This is a genomic window from Paenibacillus monticola, assembly GCF_009664975.1.
In the GTDB taxonomy this organism is placed as follows: Bacteria; Bacillota; Bacilli; order Paenibacillales; family Paenibacillaceae; genus Paenibacillus_AQ; species Paenibacillus_AQ monticola.
This window is the reverse complement of record NZ_WJXB01000016.1, coordinates 1-24832: the sequence shown is the minus strand read 5'-3', so window position 1 is coordinate 24832 and position 24832 is coordinate 1. Positions and strand designations below refer to the sequence as shown.

Here is a 24832-nt window from a genome sequence, read left to right as displayed (position 1 = left end):
CCTCACAAGCACAACCGTTTATCCGACTCCAAAAACAAGGGGTGTCCCAAGCAGCCATTTCATGGCTTATGGGACAGCCCCATTTTCTGTTTGGTTACTCCATATGACAAAAGACTGTCCTATCTACGTGTGCTCCTATCAAAGCCCCAGCATAAACTGGAGGGTACGGTCGGATACTTCCGGCATTTGCTCATGCCCGTAGTCCGGGTAGATGTCCAGCGACTTCGGAGAAATAATGCGGTTATAGGCAGCAAATTGCGTTGACGGCGGGCAAGTCGTATCCATTAATCCAACGGTCATTAATACTTCACCTTTAATACGCGGGGTCAAAAATTGAATATCGATATAACCGAGCTTCTCGAAAATCTCCGCTTCCCGCTCATGGCGAGAATCGAATTGACGGAAGAAAGTTGTCAGTTCCGCATATGCATTACTGGACAAATCCATCTCCCATACCCGCTTGTAATCGCTAAGGAAAGGGTGCACCGGAGCAAGTCGCTTAATACGCGGCTCAAGTGATGCACACGCAAGCGTTAACGCGCCGCCCTGCGAGCCGCCAATTGCGCCGACCCGGCCCGGATCAACCTCCGGCATGTTCATGGCAATGCCCGCAAGCTGTGCAGTATCGAGGAAAATGTGACGGAACAGGAGATTATCCGGGTGATCATTTAGGCCGCGGATAATATGTCCACAATGCGTCGTTCCTTTTACTCCGCCGGTATCCTCCGACAAACCGCCTTGACCGCGGCAATCCATCGAGAATACGGAGTAACCAAGAGCCGCATAAGTCAGCTTATCCGACCAATCACCAGCATTGGAGGTATAGCCATGAAATTGAAAAATGGCAGGATGCGGCTTAGAAGCATTTTTCGGACGGACATACTTTGCATGAATGCGCGCACCACGTACTCCAGTAAAATATAAATGAAAGCAGTCGGCAATCGGCACCTGAAAGCTGCTTGGTACGAGTTCAACTTGCGGATCAACGCTACGCATCTCATCAAGCGCACGCTCCCAGTAAGCATCGAAATCTTCCGGACGCGGACTGCGTCCCTGATAGCTTTGCAACTGGTCTAACGGCATATCAATTAGCGGCATAACATCATTCATTCCTTCCAACTTTTCGTATAAGAGGTTGATAAGATTCACTAGGACAAATATAGTATTTCTTAGCGGTTTGATAATGCAACATTATCGACATTAAATTTAGCCGTGCTTGTATCCGGTGAGCCAAACAGGATGCTATCTATGCCTGAAGCGCCGGATTTGAATACTGCCTGGCTCACAACCTGTGTATTCATGTCATTGACATATACATCAAATTTGTTGGTCGCAGGGTCCGCTGCAATCTTGATATGGTACCACGTATTAGAGCTGTAAGTCAGAATAACCTCACTGCTGCTTCCGTTGTAGTAACGAAGCTTCCCGTCCGAATCGAAGTATACAACGGCTACCGGCGTTGATCCGCTATACATATACCCGGCCTGCACCCGCTGATTGGTCTGATCCAGCTTGATGTCGAATTCCTCAACAACTCGGTTGCTTTGCGCCGCAAAGGCATTCGTTGCCTTCACCTCACCCGTAGTGGAAGCATCGTCGATCCGCATGCTTTTATCTGTTGCCGATGGGGTATTTTGAATCGTTATACTACTGCCAGCAAGCGTCCATTTGGAAGGAGCGGCGCCGGTCGTCTCCAGATTAAAGTTGTCGACCATCACTTGTTTATACAGCTTAACATTATCGACGTTAAACGCTCCGGTTCCTGTATCGGAGGTGCCAAATAACATACTGTCCAGGCTGGCAGTGCTTGACTTGAAGGATACCTGGCTCACTGCGGGGGCAGTCATGTCATCTACATAGAGATCATACTTGCCCGTCATAATGTTAGCTGCGATTTTAATATGATACCAGGTGTTTGCGCTATAAGGCATGAAGATTGTACTGTTCCCCCCATTGTAATAGCGGAGCTGCCCATCGTTATCGAAATAAACAACCACAACCGGTACCGTTCCACTGTACAAATAACCTGACCGGACCCGCTGATTGGTCTGATCCAGCTTGATGTCGAACTCCTCAACCAGCACCCCGCTCGGAGAAGGAAAGGCATGCGAAGCACTGACTTCTGATGAAGCTGAACTATCCGCTATTCTCATACTTTTATTCGCGGAGCTCGGTACGTCCTGTACGGTTACCCCTGTGCCTAAGGTCTGCCAGCCTTCAGGAATAGCTCCTGTTACAGCGCTATTGAAATCATCCAGCAGCGGCAACGCTTGGCCATTCACTGGCGCACCGGTTACCGGTGACTGGTCATAGGTAGTAAGCAGAACAAAGCCGCCTGCAGGAATCGTAATGTCAACACCGGAGGAACTCATATCGGTGTTGGAAATGACGGAATCCTTCACGGGCAGGGAGTTGGCATCCGCCGGGTGATAGCTGTCCGTATATTTGTATACATCCCATGTAGCCTGATTGACGCCGGGAATCGTCAGGTTAACCTGGCGATCGGCTGTTCCCCGGTTAACCGCCGCAATTGTCCACTGACTGCCCGAAGCTCCCCGGGCGACAAGCATTCTGACCTGATTATCATACGCGCCTGCTGCTTTATAAATCGTGGAGCCTCCTGTAACATAACGGCTTAGCAAAGAATACGTATAGAACCATGGTCTAGGTGTAGGCGCATTAAAAATATCCCACATGCCCCATAAACGGTCATGCTGTGCGTCATCGAGTTCCCAAGTGCTTACCCCGCTTGCTCCTTGAAGCACAGCCTGCATCGCCATATCCACCTGGTGCAGCGCATACGAGGAATTAACGACATTCGGCTGATCATCAGCTGCTGTCTGACCGTCTAAAGTACCGCTTTCCGTAATAAACAATGGCTTGGGCGCACTTGACAGATCGGTTATTCTTTTCAGCACCTCAGTATTGCTGGCGCTAGCAATCGAGGCTTGTGACGGATAATAATGGATATCATAAGCACCGAGGTAAGGTGCCAGTTCAAGCTGATTGGCAGCCGCATAAAGACCGGTATTAATCTGGTTACCCGTTGCCATAACGCCAACCGGCAGTCCTTTCGCCGCCAACTTGCTCTTCAGCCAAATCATCGCCTGCTTGTAGCCGGCCCAGGTGATCTTGTTCGACTTCGGCTCATTAGTATGCTGATAGAACTTAATGTTGGTATAGCCCTTTGTGTTAATGAGATAGTCCAATGCGTCAACGACAAGGTCTGCGTACGTTTCCGAGGCGTTTTTCGTTAGATCATCACCTGCGTAATCCATTCTCCATGTCGAGAATAGAACGGTCGTGCCATCGGACTTCAGCTGGTCTAAAATTTTGTACAGCTGCTGCATCTCTGGCGTATCCCAGTCATACTGCCCTACCGTTAATGTCGGAGAGAAAGCATTCGGAGCGGTCGCGACGCGGGCGAAGCCCATCCGCATATAATCCACTCGGGACAAGACAGTGTTCCACTGGGCAGCCGTTAATGGATCTATGACACGGTCCGAGCCAATGTATGGATCGAATTGAGCCCCATAGCCATAGAATGTCTGAGGCAGTGCATCATCGGCATATACTGTAACTGGAGTTACCCCCGCTGCCTTTACCTTAGAAGGAATAAAAAATGAGGAAACTACGAGACACAACACTATAAAAATAATCCCAAGCCTGTTAGAAAAATAGCTCCGGTTAATGTAACCGTTTACATGATAATGCTTCATATCAAAACCTCCCTCTAGATTTGAAATGCGAAATAAATCCCCTTAAATCCCCCTGATGATCCGACACCTCCCTTCAAAAGAATTGCAGGAAGAAGCTCCTCCTGCATGATCGTTACAGTAACGGCTCGGCATCCAAAATCTGTCCGGCATCCAGCAACCTCGCACGAAGCACCTCATACGGCAAATCCTGAACCGTTACTCCCAGCTCCAGACATAGCGATGCCGCAATGGCAGCCGATTGGCCAAGCACCATATAGACCGGCTCCATCCGAATCGATCCATATGCAGCATGTGAGGATGACAGCGTAACCGGCAAGAGCAGATTGGAGCATTCTTCCCGTCTCGGGCGGATCGACTGATAGCTAACCGGATAGAGCAGCTCGTCGTCCTCCCAGAATGTACCCTCAAGATAGACCTGCCCGTCTTGTGCATAATGGGACACATAATGCGAGTCGAAATAATAGGTTCCAAGTCCCACAGACTGTGGAGCAGTGCGCTGCTTCACAGACAGCTCAGTCATCACGTAGTCGCTAACCAACCGCCGCCCTTCCCGGACATAAATTTGTACAGGAAATCCTCTGTTATCAAGGAATTCATCAGCTGCTAGGCCCCATTGCTGCATATTTTGACGGACCTTCTCGGGAACCCGTTTATCATTCGCAAGGAACCATAGGGTACCGAGGGTAAAAGCCCGGTGCTCTGCTTCAATTCTCTCTCTGGTCTGGTAATCCCCGTCTGCATACGAATAGTTCGCACCGACAAAATCAACATGATTCGTATCCGTTTTCCGGTTCGGAATCGGGGTGAGCGTCAGGATATCGTCCAACGTTAAACTGGGGTTCACTTCAAAACGACGGGCGAGCAGTTCATGGCGCATTGGATTATAATCTGCCGGTTTCTCAATCGGCAGCTGATTAGCCGGATCGGAGCTTAGCGTGAAGCGATAGCAATATGCCTGCACACGGTGATCCGCTTCCCCATTCTTCCCGGGGCATTCCGCCAGTACATAAGGCAGCAGACCGCTGTCCGGGTCATTACTTACCAAATACGGGCTAATCCCTCCGCCTTCCAGCGGACCGTTATCAAAGACGCCGTTCGTCAGCTCGCCATACAGGGAGTTCACTTCCCTGCCTGTTACATACGAGACACCAGCAAGAGCCATCATATCCCCTTCATAACCGGTATCCATGAAGAAATCCGCCTCGTACACCTTACCGCTTTCCATCCTGATGCTGATAATCCATCCGTTCTTCTTCACCACTGCATCTGCCGCTCCAAGAGCAAGACGTTCATTCCGGACAATCTCCACTCCCGCTTCGCCCAGCATGTTCTCGTAAATTACGCTCGCCACCTTGGGTTCGAACATCCAGCGGATCTTCAGCTCTTCATCACGGCCAAGCCAGAACCGGGTACCCAGCAGCCCATCGTAGGCGTCAGGTGTTTGTCTGGTCCAATTCGCTTCTTCCGCATAGTACCGGTAGACGTTCCCATAGAACTCGCGCGCAATTCCGCCAATGCCTTTACGGTTATTGATATCCGTCGCTCCAAGTCCGGAGCTAGTCATTCCCCCAATATGTTCCGTATTGGCAATTAGCAGAACCTTCCGGCCAAGGCGGGCAGCCTGAACGGCCGCCGCAACACCGGCGCTTGTAGCTCCGTAGACGACAATGTTATACATGAGAGCACCGCTCCCCTTTCGCATCGAAGCCTTTGACATAACCGATTAACGAGTCCAGGTTTACCCATGAAATTCCGACCTTCTGATCCGCAGCACCATAAGCCATAATAAGCTCGTCTCCAACTACGATGCCTCCCGTTGTAAAGAGACAAGGCGTCGGATAATCCGTCGGCAGCTCCCACTCCTGCTGCGCATACATGAGACGGTCCGAGCAGCGATGAATGATTTCCGGGAATGAACCCGATACGTGGCGCGCGATCATAAATGACTGCGTATAGCCAAACACGGTATCCTTCTTGCCATGATACGAGATAAGCCACTCATCCTTGTTAATAGCAATCGGCGGCCAGCTAGCTCCTATGCGGTTGGCTTCCCAATCCAGCACACTTGTCGCCAGTAACCGATGAACAGCCTTTTCCGATACCAGTTCCTCCAGCCGCTCGGCTGCCGCAATATAAATGGACGGCGTCGCAACCGTATCTCCAGCCGGGAAAGCCCCCGGCGTCATCGGACGATGCAGCATGACATACTGCTGCTTGCCGTCAATCAGCATACGGTGAGGGAACAGGAACACGTCACGGTTATCACTGCGACTGCCATCCGTCAACGGACAGACATAAGTAAAAGCTTCCTCATATTGACCCGCTTTCAGCTTGTCTAGGTTCAGCTTAAACAGCACAGTCACCGTATTATTCGTGCGGGCCGTCTCATGGAACGGAGTTTCCTGTTCATGCACCCAGGAAGGAATGTAGTCATACCGCGTCTCAATAGGGGGATCCTGGTCCGCCATCCAATAGGGACCCGGCGGGAACATTCGGCACGCAGCGGACACATACAGCTCGTCTTCAATCGTGAAAATACGCGGATCCTCGATACATCCGTTCGCGTAATTGCGGACTTGCTCCCCGTGAATATCTGTAATGTAGATCTCGTCTTCGGCCTGCTTCAGGGCAGGAATCAGAGCAGGCCGGCTGAAGTCCGCCGTCCAGGTCTCCCCTAAATCATCACTGTAGGCATAGCCAAGGAAGATCGGGTACGGATCATATAAGCCTTCCTTCCGCTCCTTCGGCCATGGACCGGTGGCGCGGAAAAGCATATGCAGTCTTGATCCATCAGGATCTTGGACAATAGCTGGATTAAGCACCATTTTACTGGCCCAGTCGCTATTAGGCTGAGGGACGAGTGCGGGACCCGGCGTATATCTAAATTGTGGAATCATAGATGAACCTCACTTTCATAATCGGTAGTTGCTTTTGTTTGACTAGCCCTTCAACGCTCCGCTGCTTACCCCGCTAATAATATATTTCTGCAGGAACAGGTAGACTAGAACAAGCGGAGTGACGACGATAATAATCCCCGCCGCAAGAATGGTCCAGTCAGTCGAGAATTCCCCTACGAACAGGTACAGGCCTGAGGTCAAAGGACGTTTCTCCTTGTCGGTCAAATACAAATACGGATTGATAAAATCATTCCATACGTTAATAATCTTGAGCATGGCAACTGTCGTTATCGCCGGCTTGAGCAACGGCATGATTATAGTCAGAATATAGCGGAAGTAGCCACAGCCATCTAGGGCTGCCGCTTCGTCAAGCTCAGCCGGAATATTTTTGACGAAGCCAACCAAGATGAACACCATCAACGCCATATTAATGCCGGAGCTCAGCAGAATATAACCGACATATGTATTCAATAACGAAGTGTATTTCATGAAGAAGAGCAGCGGAACAATACCGTCTGGAAGGAATAACGTAATGCCAATCAGCCCGAGCAGGAAGCCTGTACCCCGAATATGCTTACGGGAAATCGGATAGGCAGCCACCGACGCAGCGACACAGGTCAGTACCGTGGAGCAGGCCGTATAAATCAAGCTGTTCTTAAAGTTAATGATCATATCGCCCTGTTTCCATGCTTCGGCGAAATTGTCAAAGTTCAAGGATCTTGCGATCGCCAGAGGTGAATTCAGAAATTCAGTATTGGTCTTTAACGCGATATTTAGGATCATTAAGATAGGCAGCAGCATAAGCAGACTGAACACAATCAGAATGACATGCACAAGTGCATAAGGGAGCTTTGCCGTTTGGTTCATGAGAGCTTTTCCTCCCGTCTGCGCATATAGGTCTGTACAATAACAACCACAATAGCAATAACAAGAAAATGAATAATACCAAGAGCCGAGGCATAACCCTGCGTACCGTTAGAGTCAAAGATGGTCTTGAACACAAACATGCCTAAAGTCATTGTAGAATTCTCTGGACCGCCATTTGTCAGAATCATAATCAGATCAAACACACGGAGGCTTCCGATAATACTAAGCAAAATATTAATGCCGATAATCGGTTGCAACAGTGGTAACGTAATATAGCGGAACGACTTCCAACCGACTGCACCGTCCACGTTTCCCGCTTCATAAATATCCTGCGAGATCCCTTGAAGACCGGCAAGGTACAACACCATCGCATAACCGACCGAAGTCCATACCTGAACGAATATAACAAGGGGCAGCGCCAGCCTCGAATCGCCGAGCATACTCGAACTGGTACCAAACAGACCCAGGATTTGATTCATTGGCCCCGAATACGGATCAAAGATCAGCGTCCATACCAAGCCGATGATAACTACCCCAAGCACATTGGGCATAAACAGAATCGAACGGTAGGCGTTTTTACCGCGAATTTTCAAGTTAACTAGCACGGCTAATACCACGCCCAGAACGTTCTGGATTACCGTGGTAAAAAAAGAAAATGTAAACGATATGCCAATAGCATTCATCAGCTCGTCAAGATTAATCGTAAGTGCGTTTTTGTAGTTTTTCAGACCAATCCAGCTGAAATGGTCAATGTTGCCGTTAAAATCCGTCATTGAGAAATAGAGAGTGCCGATTGAAGGATAAATCTTGAAGACAAAAAACAGAATTAAAGCCGGCAATATAGCCATCCAAGGTGCCCACGAGCGATACGTCTTAACCATCTTCCCACTCCTTTCGAACGGTTCAGGTCCCGCATTCCTCGCGGGACCTGAACCCTATCTTTCTACTTCCAGTTAGGCTTGCTTTCTTCGTAATCCTTCTGCCACTGCTTGGCTGCATCTTCCGGTTCTATATCGCCTGTTGCAATTTTGATTAACAAATCCAACTGATACGTAGAGCCCGGATTTTGAATATTGGTGAACTGGTCAACGGCATTCTTAGTTGATAATTGATCGTTAAGCTTTTGAGCAAGCGGATCTTTCATCGTGATGCCCTCCATAACCGGGAATTGGTTAACGGTATCAACGTACAGCTGATAGTTTTCTTTTTGGCTAAATGCTTCAAGGTACTTCAGTGCAGCCTCTTTGTTAGGAGATTTGTCTGCAATGAACCATACACCGCCGATTTTGGCATAACCAATTTTATTCTTCGCTTCATCGTCCGTTGCAGGAACGATAAATGCGCCTACTTCGAAGTTTGGCTTAGCGTCGTTGATTTGCGTCAAGCTGAATGTCCCGTCGATAGTCATCGCAGCTTTGCCTTGGGCGAACAGACCCGGAGCTTGTCCATAAGCCATACCAAGGGAGTTTTTCTGGAAGTATTTGCTGATGGTCTGGAACTTCGTGAGCACTTCCACCCATTCCGGATCGGTAAACTTGCTCGTAAGAGCCATCACATTGGCATTGTCTTTGCCATAAAAGTCCGGCTTGGCGCCGCGAACAATAGACGGCTCCAGCGTATGAATGATCTGCTGTATTGGCCATCCATCCTTGCCACCAACCAGTATCGGATCAATGCCGGCTGTTTTAATCTTGTCCAGCAGTGCTGTGAATTCCGTCCAGGTCTTTGGCTCTTGCAGGCCAAGATCGCTGAAAATCTTCTTATTATAGTAAGCAACAAGGCTGACCTTGTTCCAAGGCAGGCCATATTGTTTACCGTCGTAGTTCAGGTTCTGCAGGGCATCCTCCATAAAGTTGTTAAGGAAGCTTTGACCCGTCAGATCCATCCACAGTTCGCGCTGGTCAGCCGAGTTCATCGTCTTGTAATCTCCCGCGACGATATCGACTTCGTTCGCAGCAATACGGGAGTTTTTGAGCTGCTGATAGCTTTTGGTAGGCGTGGCATCATAATTGATTTTGATATTCGGATTATCCTGCTCGAATTTGGCATTGAACTGATCGAAGAAGGCTTTATCCTCTACTCGCCAGTTAATAATGCGAAGCTCGACCTGCTTATCTGAATCTTTCGTTGCCGGTGCTGCCGCATTATTGGCATTGTTCGCCTGGTTCTCGTTATTTGCGCTATTGGAACCACAGGCGGACAATACGGCCGAGGAGATCGCTGCCGTTAATACTAGAAAGGCTAATTTTTTCCTCTTCATCTTCATTCCCCTTTTCTCTAATCTGTCGTTGCTGCATCTCCAATAGTACCAAAAGCAGGCTTTTGCTTGAATTCTCAATCTTCTGCAATATGATTCAATTTTCTTCTCTTTCTCAAAATCTATATATACATTAGATTCGCAGCCTAATAGGACGACAAAAGGGTTTAACCCTAAGCCAGCAGCTTAGAGTTAAACCCTTTATTGTGCGTTAACGGAACCACAATTGTCACAACTGTTCCTCTGCCTTCAAAGGCATGCAGCTTTAGTCCGTTGCCTTCGCCGTATTGTAGATATAAGCGGGAATGTACGTTAACAAGTCCATACGAATCTTCGCCCCGATAACTATCCGGATCCGCGACTACTCTTGCCAAGCGCTCCTGCAGCGTATGAAGCATATGCTCCGGAATACCTGGGCCATTATCCATTACTTCGATAATCAGTTTTTCTTTCTCGCTATAGGCGCTGATTCGGATGACGCCTTCGCCCCCCCGTGGCTCTATCGCATATTTGATCGCATTCTCGACAAGCGGCTGAAGCGTAAGCTTCACCATCCGGCAGCCGTTATATTTCTCGTTCACCAGCACCTCGCTTGCAAACTCAACAGGAAATCGGATATGAATAATGTTTAAATACAGCTCCAACGCGTTGAGTTCCTCAGCAAGTGTCACTTCCTTCTCGCGGACATTGGCGGTATACCGGTAGAAATCCGCAAGGCTATGAGTCATATCAACGACCCGTTGATTTCCTTCGAAGTACGCGATACTTTTAATAATATCGAGGGTATTGTACAGAAAATGCGGATTGATCTGATTCTGCAGCGCCTGAATCGCCGCTTCATTCTGTCTGATTTGTAGCCGCATTTCCTTCTTTGTTAAATCCATGACTTCATCAATAAGCGTCTGAAGCCGGTCGGTCATCCGGTTGAACTTCATGCTCAGAACTTGGATTTCATCCGGTCCCGGATGAAATTCCGTCCTTACGCTCAAATCGCCGTGCTCCATCCGGTTAACTGCCGTCATCAGCCTACCGATTGGTGCGACGAACCGTTTCGCTAAGGCTGGAACAAGCAGAAGCACTAACAGTAAAATAACCGCCATTATAACGACGGTTGTCCTTTTTGCCACCCTAAGTCCAGATGCCATCTCGCTAAGCGGAACTGCCGAAACAATGGTCCAGCTTTGACTGGGCATTTCCTTTGTTCCAATCAGCATGCTCTTATGTCCAAGCGTCTGCAGCGAGACATTGCCCTTGAATTGCAGATCCATACCGGACAAATCAGTATCCTGAATTGACCTGCCAATCCATGCCTGGATTGGATGGAAGACCGTAGTGTCCTTTTGACTATCAATAACATAAAACTTCCCCGTCTGTCCCAGCTTTGTCTCGGTAAATAACCGTTGCAGTTCAGAAAACTGCAGGTTCAGCACTAAATGCCCTTTTAACCGCCCATTGTTAACGCTGTTAATAGGCATTGATATCCTAATTAGCGGAAATGTCTCGTTACGATAAAACCCTGTCTGCCGCACAATCGATACTTGGGGGGAAGTATTCGTATATTGGGCCTTTGGAATTTCGAAATCTGTAACGCTTGATACAATCTGCCCGTTTGTGGATACTACCCAAAGTCCGGCAATATCCCAAGAATTGAAAATCCGGTACATTTCAAGCGTATTCTGGACTTCGGCCACACTCTCCCGATTTGACTCTCCGGGTTGCTCCAGCCAGCTCTGAATTTTTGAATCTCCGATCATATTCCAGGTAGAATGCTCGACCTGCTCCAAATAATAATCCAACTGGTAGCCCAACCGACTTGTCGCTTCATTGGAAGTCGCCTGATAATCACGAAGGACGGCTGTACTGTAGTTATGATTAATGAGATAACCTGTCACAAACGTACACATAATACTGCTGACGAGCAGCAGGAACGTAAGCTTGAATTTTATGGAGTAGTTATACCATGATAGCCGATTACGTATGCTCATATCCCTCTTGCCTTCCGGTACTCGTTGGGCGATATACCTTCCATCTCTTTGAAAATCCGATTGAAATAAGACATTGTCGTATAGCCCACAAGATCGGCAATATCATAGATTTTAAGATCCGGCTCAAGAAGTAGCTGCCTTACCTTATCCATACGGGTTTTATTTACGTAATTAATCAGCGTCATCCCAGTCTGCCTCTTAAAGACACTACAGAAATGCGAGACGCTCATATGGCAACGTTCGGCCATTTCGGTCAGCGAAACATTTTTCCGATAATGCTGCTCGAGGTACGCGCATATTTCCCTTATCACTTTTTTATCCAACTGGTAACTGTCGTTTGATTGAGTCTGCAGTGAACTCCTTAGTAGTTCTTCGAAAGATGTCCGGATCTGTTCGACCGACAAGACATCCTTAGGATAGAAAAGCTGACCTGTCCCGTTGGGAATACTGCCTAGCCGCTCGGACCATTTCGTATGCAGGAGCCGTAATAACGCCGTGTAATAAGCAGGATGGGTATCACGAAGCTCCAAGACAGAATGCAGCAGCTTATCAAGCTGGTCGTGAATATCCGTCGGCTTTTCTTTTGCGGCAAGCTCCTCTAGGAACGACTGTACCTTCACTAAATAAGTATGCCATTTACCATTATCCTCAAGTCTTGCATACAAGCGCTGCATAGCATCTCTCAGCTCCTGCTCTTTGAGCGGTTTAAGCAAATACTCCGATACCTGATGCTTCATCGCCTGCTGTGCATATTGGAACTTATCATACCCGCTAATAATGATCGTTTCCATGGGGAGCTTCTTCTCCGCAATTTGTTCGACCAGCCATAGCCCATCTCGGTTAGGCATCATAATGTCAGTCACGACTAGGGTGGGCCATAATTCCTGAAGCATATCCCAGGCTTCCTGGCCATTACGGGCTTCACCGACTACCTGAAATCCATCCGTTTTCTCTATGATGTCTATGATCATTTTGCGAATCCAGAGTTCGTCTTCTGCTACCAGTACTTGAAACACCCGTAATCCGTCCCTTCAACTATAGATATTGTCTTAGTATAACACCATTCTAAACACTCTATTTTACAGAAACCTCCTCAATATTGCGCTTTAATGATCATAGTCCATCAACTAATAATGAATTCTTGGGGTTCCGTAGTTTAGCATCGATGAATAATAAATAACCTACTTAGCATTATTTTTCTTGTGAATTATTTGAAACCTGTCACACACAACTGGTAGTTTATTATGAAACTCTCGATTATTGTCATCCGATTTTTTCTTGAACGCATGTTCAGCGGTAACCTCATCAAAAAAAACCACTCTCACAAATGTGGTCACGACAATTGCGACAGTGTTTCCGTTGCTATTAATAAAGTGTTGTACTACTTCAGAATTTATTAGATCTCCAACAATTGGATTTGTTACGCTAAACTGCCCGTTCGTACAATGCCCTTCCCCGTTCGCTATCCAAAAACAGATTTCATCTTCCATATCCACTATACGATTACTAGACCAACGATTTTGAAATCTGATTATTTGTTCTTTGTACTCATTTGGAGGAACAACACCTAAAAAATACTGCATTTTTTCACCCAACTTTTAAAGGTAACTATTCATCTAACGTTCTCCGTTAGTTTAATGCCGCTTCGTCAGTCTAAGACTTTATTTTCTGCGGACAACTGCCCCATAGTCTCTCACCGGAACGCCTGCCAATCTCATTTCTATGGCCTTCAACTTCACTTCTACCGAGTAGCCCACTCTGGTTGCCAACACAAAAACACCTCCAAGATTATCTCCCTATCTTACGACAGGGAAGAACCCTCTTAAAGGTGTTTTGATTTGTCTCACGTTATGGGATTAGTCCCGAGTGCCTATTTTGGCTTTTCTATCGCTTTAAAAGCACGAGCGGTCAGGCTGAATGTTTAAAAAGCTCCCAGATGCCCATTACTTCCGTGATGGCGCGATCTATCGTTGCAAAAGGGACTCCGTCCCGGGCTTGTGTAGATATGCCATGCATAAAGGTATCAAAGACGGTAGTCAACATTGAGACATCTATGGATGAAGGAATTTCACCAACATCTATGGCACGCTGGATGCAATCATGCAGATGGCTACGAATCTGCTTTCTTTTTTCAGCAACAATTTCACGAATATGATTGTTTTTGGAAGAGCATGTGCTGGCTGACAGCACAATCAAACAGCCATTCGGATGGTCGCTATCCGTTTGCATTTTTGCGGTACGTCTTAAAGTTGTTTCAATTGCTTCCCGAGGAGTAAGCGTGAGATCCGCAAGACTTTCTGTGACACGTCCAAAAGTACCCATATATTGTTCAACAGCTTCTTTAAACAGGGCTTCCTTTGACTCAAAGGCCGCATAGAAACTGGCTGCTGAAATATTACCCATGTCCGCTCGAAGTTGAAGCAACGAGGTTGCTTCGTATCCTTGTTCCCAAAAGAGCATCATCGCCTGTAATAGTGCTTCATCCCGATCGAAAATGCGCGGACGTCTAGTTCTTGCCATAAGAGATTCCCCCTTGTTTTCTTAATTATATACTAATCGATCCAGAAGTTATTGACAAGGTGTGAAAGTTCGAATAACATAAGGAATGATCGATCCATAATTCGATCAACTTTCTTATATCTGCCTAAAAGGAGGCTCACAGATGTCTGATTTATCTTCTAATCGTTTTCCGTGGTTGGGATTATTAGCCTTGGCTATGGCTGGTTTTATTGCAATTATGACCGAAACCCTTCCCGCGGGGTTGTTGCCGCAAATCAAAGAAGGGCTGCAGGTATCGGAAGCTTTGGCAGGGCAACTTGTCACATTGTACGCCATTGGTTCGCTGGTTGCCGCCATACCCGTGGCAGTACTAACTGGGGGGTGGCGGCGCCGTCCTCTTTTGCTTCTATCGATTATCGGTTTTCTTGTCTTCAATACCATTACAGCTCTCTCATCGAACTATGTGCTAACACTTGTCGCTCGTTTCTTTGCCGGAGTAGCTGCTGGTGTTTTATGGGGCTTAATTGCCAGTTATGCTCTACGTATGGTGCCTGATCATCTAAAAGGAAGGGGCATGGCTGTAGCCATGATTGGAACACCCATTGCCTTATCCCTTGGAGTTCCTGCCGGTACGCTGATAGGTACCTTTATGGGCTGGCGCTCGGTGTTCTGGTTGATGTCATTGCTGGCGTTCTTGCTAATTTTCTGGGTGCTCTGGAAAGTACCTGATTATCCGGGACAGTCGGCTGATAAACGCATTTCAGTATTCAAAGTTTTACTCACACCAGGGGTGATTCCTATCCTGGTTGTGGTTCTTGCTTGGATGCTGGCTCATAATATTTTGTACACCTATATCGCTCCTTTCCTGGATGATATGGGGCTTGAACCCTATCTTGGACAGATTCTGCTTGTTTTTGGAATTATGGCACTGGTGGGAATCTGGGTGATTGGGATTTTCATTGATCGTTGGTTGCGTCCGTTGGTTCTCATCAGTCTTACCGGATTTGCTCTGATTTCTCTTGTACTGGGACTTTGGAGTGAGCATGGTACTATTATCTTCATTTCTGTTGCGCTGTGGGGGCTGACATTCGGTGGTGCGGCAACATTGTTGCAGACAGCACTTGCCCAGGCTGCGGGGAAGCAAGGTGTGGATATCGTGATGCCAATCAATACAACGGTTTGGAATTTGGCTATCGCTAGCGGCGGGATATTGGGAGGAGTCCTTCTGAATCAATGGGGTACCACATCCTTTCCTTGGGCACTCCTGCTTCTCTTGCTTCTTGCTCTGTTTGTTGCCTTACGTGCTAAAAGGCATGGATTTCGTCCATACCAGAGCCGTTAAGTAATCTGTCTAATCAATCATAGTATCAATCTTAAGCTCATCTTATCTAATCGTTCTCCGGTTCAAGTCAGATGGCGGCACCAAACCATTGCGTTGCGATGGTAAAACAGATCCATACACACAACTCGCTAATCTTTGCATCGTTGAAATGTTCCCGCAGAATCGGGAAAACGGCGCTGTCCACATTGCCGCCCGTATGCTATCGATTGCGAATTGTTCTTGCACGATCGCGGCAGTGCATCGATCAATTTGCGTATGTCAGTTGTTCAGCATGGTTTTCAAATGTGACTACCCATTTTCCAACTTGATACTCAATTATATGAATACTCGTGTATGAAGCCGGGAAATGGGCACTTTTGTTTGCCCACTCTAAACCTCTTAGAATGTGGTATATAACATTTATTACCCCATACTAAACTACACTGCCCGTGAGTTGAAGATGTCTAATTTCACTACGCTAATACCCGCTTCGCTTAAGTAAAAAACAGAAATTGCGATTCCTATCTTTCATTAATTTCCCTTTCGAGTACGTATAATAATAAAAAACCGAATATCAGACCGCTAATTGTATGAGCTGTTGTTCCCGAAGTGACCAAAAGGTAGCCCAAAGGTAAATCATAATAAGAAATAGATAAACCAGACCAAAATAATAGTGGAGATAAGGAGACATAGAGTGCAGGTAAGCCGAATATACAGAGTTTAATCCAATTTATTTTCCATTCTCCAGCCTTCCGAAGTAATTCAAAGAATCTTATCAAACCGAGTAATAATCCAAAGAAGATTGGAAAAAGAACAGAAAAGACAACACTAGTTTTAGTTTGATACGTCGTGAGTGCTTCTACCTGTAAATGATGTTGATATTTTAACCCGAATATAAAAACTAAGATCACGATTACTAAGAATCCCAAATAAATAAACAAGTTATTTACCCAAATCTTCTTCATTTATTCACCCCTTATTTTCTTGGTACTAACATATTGTCTGGACAGTCAAAAGTTCTACAGCGCTAAGAAACCAGCGAATCGTGTTCTGCATCAGCGTTTTCCTGCTTGGATTTAATTATTTTTGTTATGGATAAATGTGGACTTTGAACAAACAGGCGAAAAATAGACTTGCGTAAATAGGCGGCAACGCTGGCCTCTGAGACCACGGCATGGGAGGGCGTTCGCAGATAGCGGAAAAACAGCCCCGAGGTTCGGCCTGAAAACTGCAAGGCGACAAGTTGTAGGAGTCCCATCGCAATGCACTGGCACATGACGAATCCCTCGATCGCTTGGATCGTTTTCTGGATGCGCTGCCGGTCTTGCTCGTTCGTTACGGCTTCGAGCGGGTGCGCTTCCTCTTTTCTCAAAAACCGGTTCAGCTTCGGCATGGACTTGCTCCAGAAACGGTAGCCGAAGGCGTGAGTGACCTGTTTCATTTCCCGAAACGTGCACTCGATCTTGAAACGATAACTGTACAATCGGATGATGTCGGTGGCTGCCAGACTCAAATCCGTACTGACCATAATGGAGCAGCGGCCCTCATGCACCACCAGCACAAAGCGCAATTCCTGATACAAGCCCTGGCCCCAAAGCAGATCCAGGCACAGGAATTGAATCGTCTCTTCTTTGCCATACAGCGGAAGGGTGGTGGTTTGAAAATCGGCAGCGCGAGTCGCGAACAGCTCCTTCAGTTTGACCGCATGCCCTTTTTTCGGCGGTTGGCCCCGTCCCGGCTTCTTCGCCGGGGCCGTTCGTAAGCGACTACGTTCGATTTGGCTTTCGTCACCAGGTGCATGCGGGTTTCGGAAGCGAGGTGGCACGCATTCAGCCGCTCCAAGGCTGGAACGGACAAAAAGTACCGATCCAGAAGCAGCAGTGCCTGACCGAAACCTTTCGCAGCCTCGAAGCCCTGCTCAATCATCTGAACGACATGGGAAGGCGTCTGCGCTTCGCCTCTGGACTTCTTCCAGCCCAGAATGGTTTGGACACCGTCTTGTAGATTCATGAACAAGGACAAGCAGAACCACTTCCGGGAATCGCCGACTAGAATGCCGATGGCACCGAACAAATGACCAAAGATATAGTCACCTTTGGAGACATTTTCGGATTCCTGATGAAGCTTCTTGACCCCTGACATGCGGCGACCTTCCTTGGCTTGTTTCATGCCATCGCCGACGAGGACCACGCGATTCTGAATCACCAGCAAAGGCGCATGCTGGCGCACGACCTGAAGCCACCTCTGCCGAAGCGAGAAGGTGGACCAGCCGGACGAACGGAAGAAGTGAATCAGTGTCTCGTAGCAGCGGCTATTCAGCGAGAGATCCCGAATCACGGAAGTCACACCTTTCCGTTAATTGAATCCTATGGCTGTTGGCTTAATTCCAAAAATATTGCATTTTCCTATACCCGACATCCCACATTTTCTCGTCGCCCTCAATAGTGATCTTAAGCTCGCTCCCCGCCTCGTCAGGCATCTCAAACTTCGCAGGGAACAGCTCCGGGTCACTCCGTTGTTCTTCTCCGGAGCTGTTCAATATCTCTTGTCCATCGACAGAAAGGCGAATCCTTCCGGAATAATCCGTTTGTTCTGGAATTCCGAAATTTATGGAGAAGATGAGTTCGTCCCTAGTCTTAAACGTGAAGGTTTCCATTTTTTCCCTTCAGCGTCATACATGTTATAGCGGGGTTTTACGTTTTGATCGCTGATGATCATTTCAGTCGTTTGGTTGCCCGCTGATGCATTTCCGGAGCTGTCTATCAATTCTTTTATCGCCACAAAGGGACCTTCTTCTTTGGTTAACGCTTTATCTGCAAGCCCGCCCAATCCCCATACCCCTAAAAAAAGAACCAGACAGGAAATGGCGGTGGTTACCACTTTGCGCCAGCCGTTTTTTGAACGAGCACCGAGCTTGTACGCCCCAAAACCGATGGCTGCGCCAACTGTGTTTTGAAGGGCGTCGTTAATATCGAAGCTGCCGAGAAACGAAAGCGCCTGTATGGTTTCCATCAGGAGAATCGCCAGAAAGAACAATGTAATGAATCGGACAAAGGTGATCCGGTATAACAATGGAACCAATATTCCGAAAGGAATGAAGGCCAAGGTGTTACCGAACGCTACCAAATCCATGAGGGTAGGAGGCAGGAGATCGGATATCGACGGCAGCTTCAAGAAATTTTCCGGTAAAAAAATGAAGGTGTAGTCACTCGCTCGCTCTGCGGCATCTGATCGCCCGAAGGCGAAAAACAGAAAATAAAGAATCAAAATGGTATAGAATACGGTTATGGTCAAAATAATCTTACGTTGTTTTGACATCATTAACTCTCCTTATATCCTCTTACTTGTCCAGCCAGGTACGCATCATCGATAACAGCTGCGCACTGTTGACCGGTTTGGTAATGTAATCCGAGCAGCCTGCTTCAAGACACAGCTCCCGGTCTCCCTTCATGGCCTTCGCCGTGAGTGCAAGATGGGGAGGTTCTTGAATTCCGGCTTGAGCCAGATCGCGCGGGTCGTCTCGTAGCCGTCCATGCCCGGCATCATGATATCCATTAGGACAATTGTGACAGCTTGTTAACCATTATGTATATACTGCCTTCATGGGTAAATTTAGCCTCAATCCCGGAATATGCCCGAAAAAGACGATAAGGCGCTCCGCTGAGAGCTGCCTCTATGGCAAGCAAGTTTTCGGGGTGATCGTCTACGAGCAGGATGTTGACTGGAAAATCCATGAGGACCCTCACTTTCCAACTTGTGGCTTGCTTACGTTTATATTTCGAAAATATAGCTTATTGTTTAATCACCTAGTATAACTGGATTCCGCATGTTCTTGCCTGTTAGAATTCCTGTAAACTGAATAATTTGGAGTTTGAACAAAAACGAGCGCCTCTGTAACATGGGAGTTGGATACGGGTCTACAGCCCTTTTAATCTCACCATATAGGAGGTCGCTCTACTATGAAGTTTAAAGCTCAAGAAAAGCAAAATCAACTCATTGAAAACATTTCCTCATCCCATCTTGTAGTCGGCGTAGATATAGCACAAGAAGCACATGTCGCTCGTGCAGTAAGCTACCGGGGAATTGCTTTGGGATCGCCGCTCGAGTTCGGCAGCCATGACGAGGGCTTTCGCCTGTTCGGACGCTGGATTCAAGATCTGCTTAAGTCTTACAAGCTGAGCAAAATCATTGTGGGTATGGAACCCACCGGACATTACTGGGGCTGAGCCTGGCTCGCTGGCTCTCAGACCAAGGCATTGAGGCTGTTCTCGTGAATCCACACCTCGTTAAAAAGAACAAGGAAAATCGCGACAATACCCCATCCAAAAGCGATCGTAAGGACGCGCTTGTTATTGCAGATATGATTAAGAATGGATACTACTCTCCTGTACGTTTTAATCCAGAAGCCTACGAGGAACTGCGAATTCTCATGTCAAACCGGGGCACCGTCACCAAACGGCTCAACAGTGCTGTTAACCAGATTCATCGTTGGGTAGATATTGTGTTCCCCGAGTTGCGACAGGTCTTTAAGATTCTTACCTGCAACAGTGCCATCGCTACACTTAGGCTCTTCCCTCTACCGAACGAAATTAGTCGACTAACGACTGAACAGGTCCTTACCGGCTGGAAGCAATACGTAAAGCGTCATTCCGGAGTTAAACGAGCTGAGCAACTCATTATGCTAGCTAAATGCAGTGTGGGTGCAACTCAGGCGCTCCACGCTTACAAGCTTCATCTGGGCCAACTACTTGAGGAATATGACTTAGCACAGCGCCAGCTGGAACAGATTGAGACTGAACTCCATCTCATCCTCGAACGTATTCCCTACGCGCAGAAGCTGCTTCAAATCCGAGGCATTAATGCAACGAGCTTAGCTGGCATACTAGGCGAAGCCGGTGATCTGAGCGGCTATGCACACGGAAATGCCTTGCTACGACGTGCTGGCCTAAATCTAGCTGAAGCAAGTTCGGGGAAGTGGCGTGGAAAAATGGTGCTCAGCAAACGAGGCCGTCCACGTCTGCGACACTTTCTCTATTTAATGACGATGTGCATGGTAATGACCAATCCGGACGTCAGGGCCTTACACCACCATAACGTCGAGGTAAAGAAGTTAAAGAAGATGAAGTCCATTATGAAATTATGCGGTAAAGTTGCCCGAATGCTTGTTGGCCTGGCTAAGAGCAGTGAAGCTTACGACTCCATAAAAGTCTTTCCACAAGCCGCATAACACCTGTCGACTTCACCAGTTCATGTATTCGCAGGATGAAAGAAGCACGGAGTATCGGGAGGCGTTACGCAAAAGGGCTCGGACCCATTCCGTTAGAAAGACCGACCTCCACCCCTTAGTAAGATGTGACGAAGGAATGAAAGGGCTTTGACCCGTTGAGACATGGGAGCGATAATCGCTAGGGGAGAGTGGAGACGTGCATGTATGGAATAATATAGGTGATGAACACCTCACCTCTGTTCCCGCATGCCCTTTCTGATATCCCCCAGCCACCGCCTCCACCATGTGCTCTTCCCTTACACTTACCACAGGGTGAAATCCTGCGAATTCATGAGCTAGAGTGAGGATACTGAATCATTTCAAGGGAGCGTAAGTACATTAATTCACTATCTTAACCTCCAAACCGTGACATTTAAATTTATGGTTGGGGTTTTTCATAACCTCTTCTTTCTGAAGTTCATACATGGCGATTTTATAATTTATTTCTTCTAAGTGTTTAAAACTTTCGTCAATTTTCTTCTGCACTTCCAATTTATGCTGCATCAACATTTCTTCTCTTTGCAAAAATGTATTATTTCCCAATTCATAAAGTTCCTTGTAATCCTTTATTTTCGAAAGAGGCATTCCTGTCTCTTTGAGACAACGAATAAAAGAAATCCAATCTATTTGTTGTTCGTTATAAACTCTACGGCCTTTTTCGTCACGAGATATATTTGGTAATATCCCTTGCTCTTCATAAAATCGAAGTGTCTTTGCAGATACATTTAAATTCTCCACTACATATGTCATTGAATACAACATCTACTTGCCCCACCTTTAGTTACAGTTACTGTAACTAAATATATATCATAAAGAGAATGACAACACAACAATTCTATATGTAATCATATAAAAATAAATCCTTGACTTACTGTAACGGTAACCAAGTACACTGAAATAGAAAAGAAAATATGATAGCGAGGTTAATGAAATGAATCAAAAATACAGTAGGTTATTTGAATCCTTCACATTCAGAAGTGGAATAACAATTAAGAATAGAATCGTTATGGCACCTATGACAACCTGGTCAAGTAATGACGATCTTACCATTTCGGATGACGAATTAAAGTATTACAAACAAAGAGTGAATGGAGTAGGATTCGTCATTACAGGGTGTACTCATGTTACACCTAATGGGCAGGGTTTTACGAATGAATTCGCTGGGTACAACGATGAATTTACTACAAGTTTACGAAAATTAGCTGAGGCAGCGAAAAGTGGAGGATCTCCTGCGATACTACAGATTTTTCATGCTGGAAATAAAGCCTTGTCCGGATTGGATGCAGTTAGTGCGAGTGCATTGCAACCCGAAGTTACTAATTTAGGTTCAACTGCAGAGACAAGAGAGCTTTCACATGAGGAGATCTTATCGATTATACGTGCTTTTGGCGACACAACAAGACGAGCGATTGAAGCCGGATTTGATGGCGTCGAAATTCATGGGGCTCATGGATTTTTAATTCAGAATTTTTGGTCGCCAGCGACAAATCAACGGACGGACCAATGGGGAGGATCACTTGAAAATCGCTTGCGCTTTCCATTGGCGATTATTGACGAAATCAAAAATGTCATTGAAAAACATGCTATAAAACCATTCATTATAGGATTCCGACTTTCCCCTGAAGAATCCTCCAAAGTGGACGGATTACGTATGAAAGACACGTATGAATTAATTGATATCCTTGTTGAACAGGATTTAGATTATATACATGCTTCATTAGATAATGTGTCTTCAAAGCCAGTAGATAGTCAAGATGAAAAAACACGGCTTGAATTAATTCTTGAAAGAGCAAATGGTAAGGTACCTGTGATGGCTGCTGGTTCCATAATAACACCGGATGATGCTCTTAAAGCTGTGGAATTAGGATTGCCGCTAGTCGCCATTGGGCATGCGTTAATTATAGATCCTAATTGGGTTGAAAAGGTCGCAAATGGACGTGAAGCCGAGGTGGATTCTGAGTTGAACGTTTCGAAACTCGACCAGCTTAATATTCCAGAAAAACTTTCGAATGTAATTCAATCAATGCCTGGTTGGTTTAATATTAGCAAATAAAAAGTAGTCCTAAAAGCTACTCAGATTGACGAGGAACCCAAGTCTTTTATGAAACTTCGAGTTTCTTTTGTTAATTCTAAGGTACTTCGTCCATCCGTAGTTCGGTAGAGTAATTGTTGCTGTTGCGGACGCACATACCGCGTATGATTCGATCGATCTTTAAGGCATTGTAAATCGGGGTCGTTAAATAACCTGAATCAAAGGATTCTGCTCAAGAATATTGTTGCATTAAACTGCCCGTTAGTTCAATACTTCAGTTTTTATCTGGCTTTTATCTGGCGTTTGGTGGGAGACTTAATAATGCAAGATTCAATCATATATTATATTCTTTCCTTCTTCACTTAGTTTTTTTAAAGATATAAGCATATGATTTATTTCTTCATCGGAATGTCTTTCCCATGAACTTAATTCAGCTATTATTTTCAAAGGAGATTTAGACCTATATGAACGTGTTGGGTTTCCAGGAAATCTTTTATCAGTTAAGTTCGGATCATTTTCGAAATCACCTACTGGCTCTACAATATAAATTCTCTCTTTTGATTTAGATTTTGCTAATTCAGCACCCCATTTAGCAGCGTCTAATGTTGCAGTAAAATATATATGATTAGATTTTTTATCCTGATAATTGGAAAAATACAATGGTTCAAGCAAGTCTCCGATTTTCAATTCTGCTTTAGTACCATGAAAGAACGGACCTGGATCTAAGATGTTTTTTTTGTCATTCATATAGGCACACCCCTTTTAGTTTTAGTCTTTCGAATAACAGTATAAGGCTATGGTGGGTCAAAAAGTAGTCTATAAATAATTCTCAGATGGGGTTATAATGTAAGTAGAGAGTAAGAGGTTTGGTAGTCGACTATTTTTTATAGCGAAGTTTTGAGTGAACGGAGGCTGTCCCAAAAGAAGATATTTTTCACGTATGAGGCAGTCTTTTGACACTTCAAAACCTTAAAAGTAAAAAAACGAGCCAGTCTCCGGGTTATTGGAGACTGGCTTGTTTTCGTTTTTGATCTGTAGTGGCCTGCTTTAGCAGGTTATGGGCAAGCGAAAGCCACCCGACTTCGAGCGTCACTTTTGACAACCCTCGAAGCAGGAAACGCCGGAATCCCCGGTTGTTCTTCAGTTGGCCAAACACACTTTCCGGTTCCGTCATTCTTCGAACCGCAAGCGCATATCCTTCCTCGCTTCGCAGTAGCTCCCTTGCCCGATTTCGGTAACGCAGGGCCTCCATACTGACGGTGACTTCCCGGTTTCCCGCCGCCTTCGTACAGCTGGATTTCAGAGGACAGTCTTCACAACCGATACTTCGGTAATGGCGTTTACGAATTTCGTATCCACTTTCCGTTCTTTCTTTGCTCTCGTAGCGAAAATGAAGCGTTCGTCCAGCCTTACAGGTCCACGCATCTTGCTCCTCGTCGTAGCTCCAGTTTTCGATTTTCCCCACCTGGGTTTCCCAGGCCTTACTTTTCTCTTTGTGGTAGCTGTTATATTTGACAACGGCTTGGACGTTTTCTTTTTCTAAATAGGCGTAATTTTCTTCGCTTCCATACCCTGCATCGGCGATGACCGTTTCAGGCAGTCTTCCCAGTATCCGTTTCACCTTCTCAAAATGAGGTTCCAGACACCGTGTATCTGTAGGTCTTTGATGAACACTGTAGGCTAAGATAAACTGATTTTCCGTCCCGATCTGTACATTGTATCCCGGTTTAAGCTGGCCATTTCGCATGTGATCTTCCTTCATTCGCATGAAGGTGGCGTCCGAATCGGTCTTGCTGAAGCTGTTTCGACTCCCCAGCGTTTTCTGATACTGTTCGTACTTTCTCAGGCGCGGAAGCAGATCCTTACGGAGCTGACGTACCGCTTTCTTCAGTGGTTTATCTTTCGGTTTCTCCTGGAGCCGAGCTTCCAGCTTTTGAATGGCGGTTTCTAACTTCTCGCCGGTCCATTCGGTTCCTTCGCCGAGTTCAG

General features: G+C 46.4%; 20 protein-coding genes and 3 pseudogenes. 3 read left to right on the top strand and 20 right to left on the bottom strand.

Annotated features, from left to right (window positions below; all coding sequences use genetic code 11):
• Positions 1-138: 138 nt before the first annotated feature.
• The 11 genes from GJB61_RS27550 to GJB61_RS27505 form a co-directional block, all read right to left on the bottom strand.
• The gene (locus tag GJB61_RS27550) at positions 139-1098 is read right to left on the bottom strand and encodes an acetylxylan esterase (protein ID WP_154122356.1); all 960 of its coding nucleotides are present in this window, start codon (positions 1096-1098) and stop codon (positions 139-141) included.
• A gap of 71 nt (positions 1099-1169) precedes the next feature.
• Complete coding sequence (locus GJB61_RS27545; protein ID WP_154122242.1) at positions 1170-3719, bottom strand: hypothetical protein; 2550 nt, start codon at positions 3717-3719, stop codon at positions 1170-1172.
• Between the two features lie 112 nt (positions 3720-3831).
• Positions 3832-5397, bottom strand: a complete 1566-nt coding sequence (locus GJB61_RS27540; RefSeq protein ID WP_154122241.1) for an FAD-dependent oxidoreductase — start codon at positions 5395-5397, stop codon at positions 3832-3834.
• Positions 5390-6616 (bottom strand): glycoside hydrolase family 130 protein, encoded by a 1227-nt coding sequence (locus GJB61_RS27535; protein WP_154122240.1) that lies wholly within the window; start codon positions 6614-6616, stop codon positions 5390-5392. The genes GJB61_RS27540 and GJB61_RS27535 overlap by 8 nt, the downstream gene beginning before the upstream one ends.
• 42 nt (positions 6617-6658) lie before the next feature.
• On the bottom strand, positions 6659-7483 hold the full coding sequence (locus GJB61_RS27530; RefSeq protein WP_154122239.1) for a carbohydrate ABC transporter permease: 825 nt from the start codon (positions 7481-7483) through the stop codon (positions 6659-6661).
• Positions 7480-8364 (bottom strand): carbohydrate ABC transporter permease, encoded by an 885-nt coding sequence (locus GJB61_RS27525; RefSeq protein WP_154122238.1) that lies wholly within the window; start codon positions 8362-8364, stop codon positions 7480-7482. Before GJB61_RS27525 ends, GJB61_RS27530 begins: the two co-directional genes overlap by 4 nt.
• Before the next feature lie 62 nt (positions 8365-8426).
• On the bottom strand, positions 8427-9743 hold the full coding sequence (locus GJB61_RS27520) for an ABC transporter substrate-binding protein (protein WP_195724496.1): 1317 nt from the start codon (positions 9741-9743) through the stop codon (positions 8427-8429).
• 170 nt (positions 9744-9913) lie between these two features.
• A complete protein-coding gene (locus GJB61_RS27515) occupies positions 9914-11725 on the bottom strand; it encodes a sensor histidine kinase (protein WP_154122236.1) in 1812 nt (603 codons plus the stop codon).
• Positions 11722-12741 (bottom strand): response regulator, encoded by a 1020-nt coding sequence (locus GJB61_RS27510; RefSeq protein WP_154122235.1) that lies wholly within the window; start codon positions 12739-12741, stop codon positions 11722-11724. Before GJB61_RS27510 ends, GJB61_RS27515 begins: the two co-directional genes overlap by 4 nt.
• Positions 12742-12906: 165 nt before the next feature.
• The gene (locus GJB61_RS31375) at positions 12907-13320 is read right to left on the bottom strand and encodes a hypothetical protein (RefSeq protein WP_195724495.1); all 414 of its coding nucleotides are present in this window, start codon (positions 13318-13320) and stop codon (positions 12907-12909) included.
• Between the two features lie 313 nt (positions 13321-13633).
• Entirely contained in the window at positions 13634-14245 is a 612-nt protein-coding gene (locus tag GJB61_RS27505; protein ID WP_154122234.1) for a TetR/AcrR family transcriptional regulator, read from the bottom strand.
• Between the two features lie 142 nt (positions 14246-14387).
• Here GJB61_RS27505 and GJB61_RS27500 point away from each other — a divergent pair, with 142 nt between their 5' ends.
• Positions 14388-15566: an MFS transporter gene (locus GJB61_RS27500; protein WP_154122233.1), complete on the top strand. Its 1179-nt coding sequence runs from the start codon at positions 14388-14390 to the stop codon at positions 15564-15566.
• A 500-nt stretch (positions 15567-16066) separates the two neighbouring features.
• On the opposite strand, the gene GJB61_RS27495 is transcribed toward GJB61_RS27500, so the two are convergent.
• From GJB61_RS27495 to GJB61_RS27475, 6 genes and pseudogenes are all read right to left on the bottom strand, one after another.
• The gene (locus GJB61_RS27495; RefSeq protein WP_154122232.1) at positions 16067-16510 is read right to left on the bottom strand and encodes a hypothetical protein; all 444 of its coding nucleotides are present in this window, start codon (positions 16508-16510) and stop codon (positions 16067-16069) included.
• Between the two features lie 62 nt (positions 16511-16572).
• Positions 16573-17127, bottom strand: coding sequence for a hypothetical protein (locus tag GJB61_RS32005; protein ID WP_229522482.1), 555 nt, complete (start codon positions 17125-17127; stop codon positions 16573-16575).
• 110 nt (positions 17128-17237) lie between these two features.
• Complete coding sequence (locus tag GJB61_RS32000; RefSeq protein ID WP_229522481.1) at positions 17238-17750, bottom strand: hypothetical protein; 513 nt, start codon at positions 17748-17750, stop codon at positions 17238-17240.
• Positions 17751-17925: 175 nt separating this feature from the next.
• Positions 17926-18863: pseudogene (locus tag GJB61_RS27485) on the bottom strand (VanZ family protein).
• Positions 18864-18885: 22 nt separating this feature from the next.
• Positions 18886-19115: pseudogene (locus tag GJB61_RS27480) on the bottom strand (response regulator); the annotation flags it as partial.
• On the bottom strand, positions 19100-19279 hold the full coding sequence (locus GJB61_RS27475; RefSeq protein ID WP_154122231.1) for a response regulator: 180 nt from the start codon (positions 19277-19279) through the stop codon (positions 19100-19102). The pseudogene GJB61_RS27480 and the gene GJB61_RS27475, both read right to left, overlap by 16 nt.
• A gap of 225 nt (positions 19280-19504) precedes the next feature.
• Here GJB61_RS27475 and GJB61_RS27470 point away from each other — a divergent pair.
• Positions 19505-20772, top strand: a pseudogene (locus tag GJB61_RS27470) (IS110 family RNA-guided transposase).
• 378 nt (positions 20773-21150) lie between these two features.
• Here GJB61_RS27470 and GJB61_RS27465 read toward each other — a convergent pair.
• Positions 21151-21573, bottom strand: coding sequence for a MerR family transcriptional regulator (locus GJB61_RS27465; RefSeq protein ID WP_154122230.1), 423 nt, complete (start codon positions 21571-21573; stop codon positions 21151-21153).
• A 169-nt stretch (positions 21574-21742) separates the two neighbouring features.
• Between GJB61_RS27465 and GJB61_RS27460 the strand changes: the two genes are divergently transcribed.
• On the top strand, positions 21743-22864 hold the full coding sequence (locus tag GJB61_RS27460) for an NADH-dependent flavin oxidoreductase (protein WP_154122229.1): 1122 nt from the start codon (positions 21743-21745) through the stop codon (positions 22862-22864).
• Positions 22865-23173: 309 nt separating this feature from the next.
• On the opposite strand, the gene arr is transcribed toward GJB61_RS27460, so the two are convergent.
• Together arr and GJB61_RS27450 are read right to left on the bottom strand one after the other, a co-directional pair.
• Positions 23174-23590, bottom strand: coding sequence for an NAD(+)--rifampin ADP-ribosyltransferase (gene arr, locus GJB61_RS27455; RefSeq protein WP_154122228.1), 417 nt, complete (start codon positions 23588-23590; stop codon positions 23174-23176).
• A gap of 253 nt (positions 23591-23843) precedes the next feature.
• Positions 23844-24832 (bottom strand): transposase (locus GJB61_RS27450; protein ID WP_154122227.1); only part of this gene is annotated, 989 nt, incomplete at its 5' end.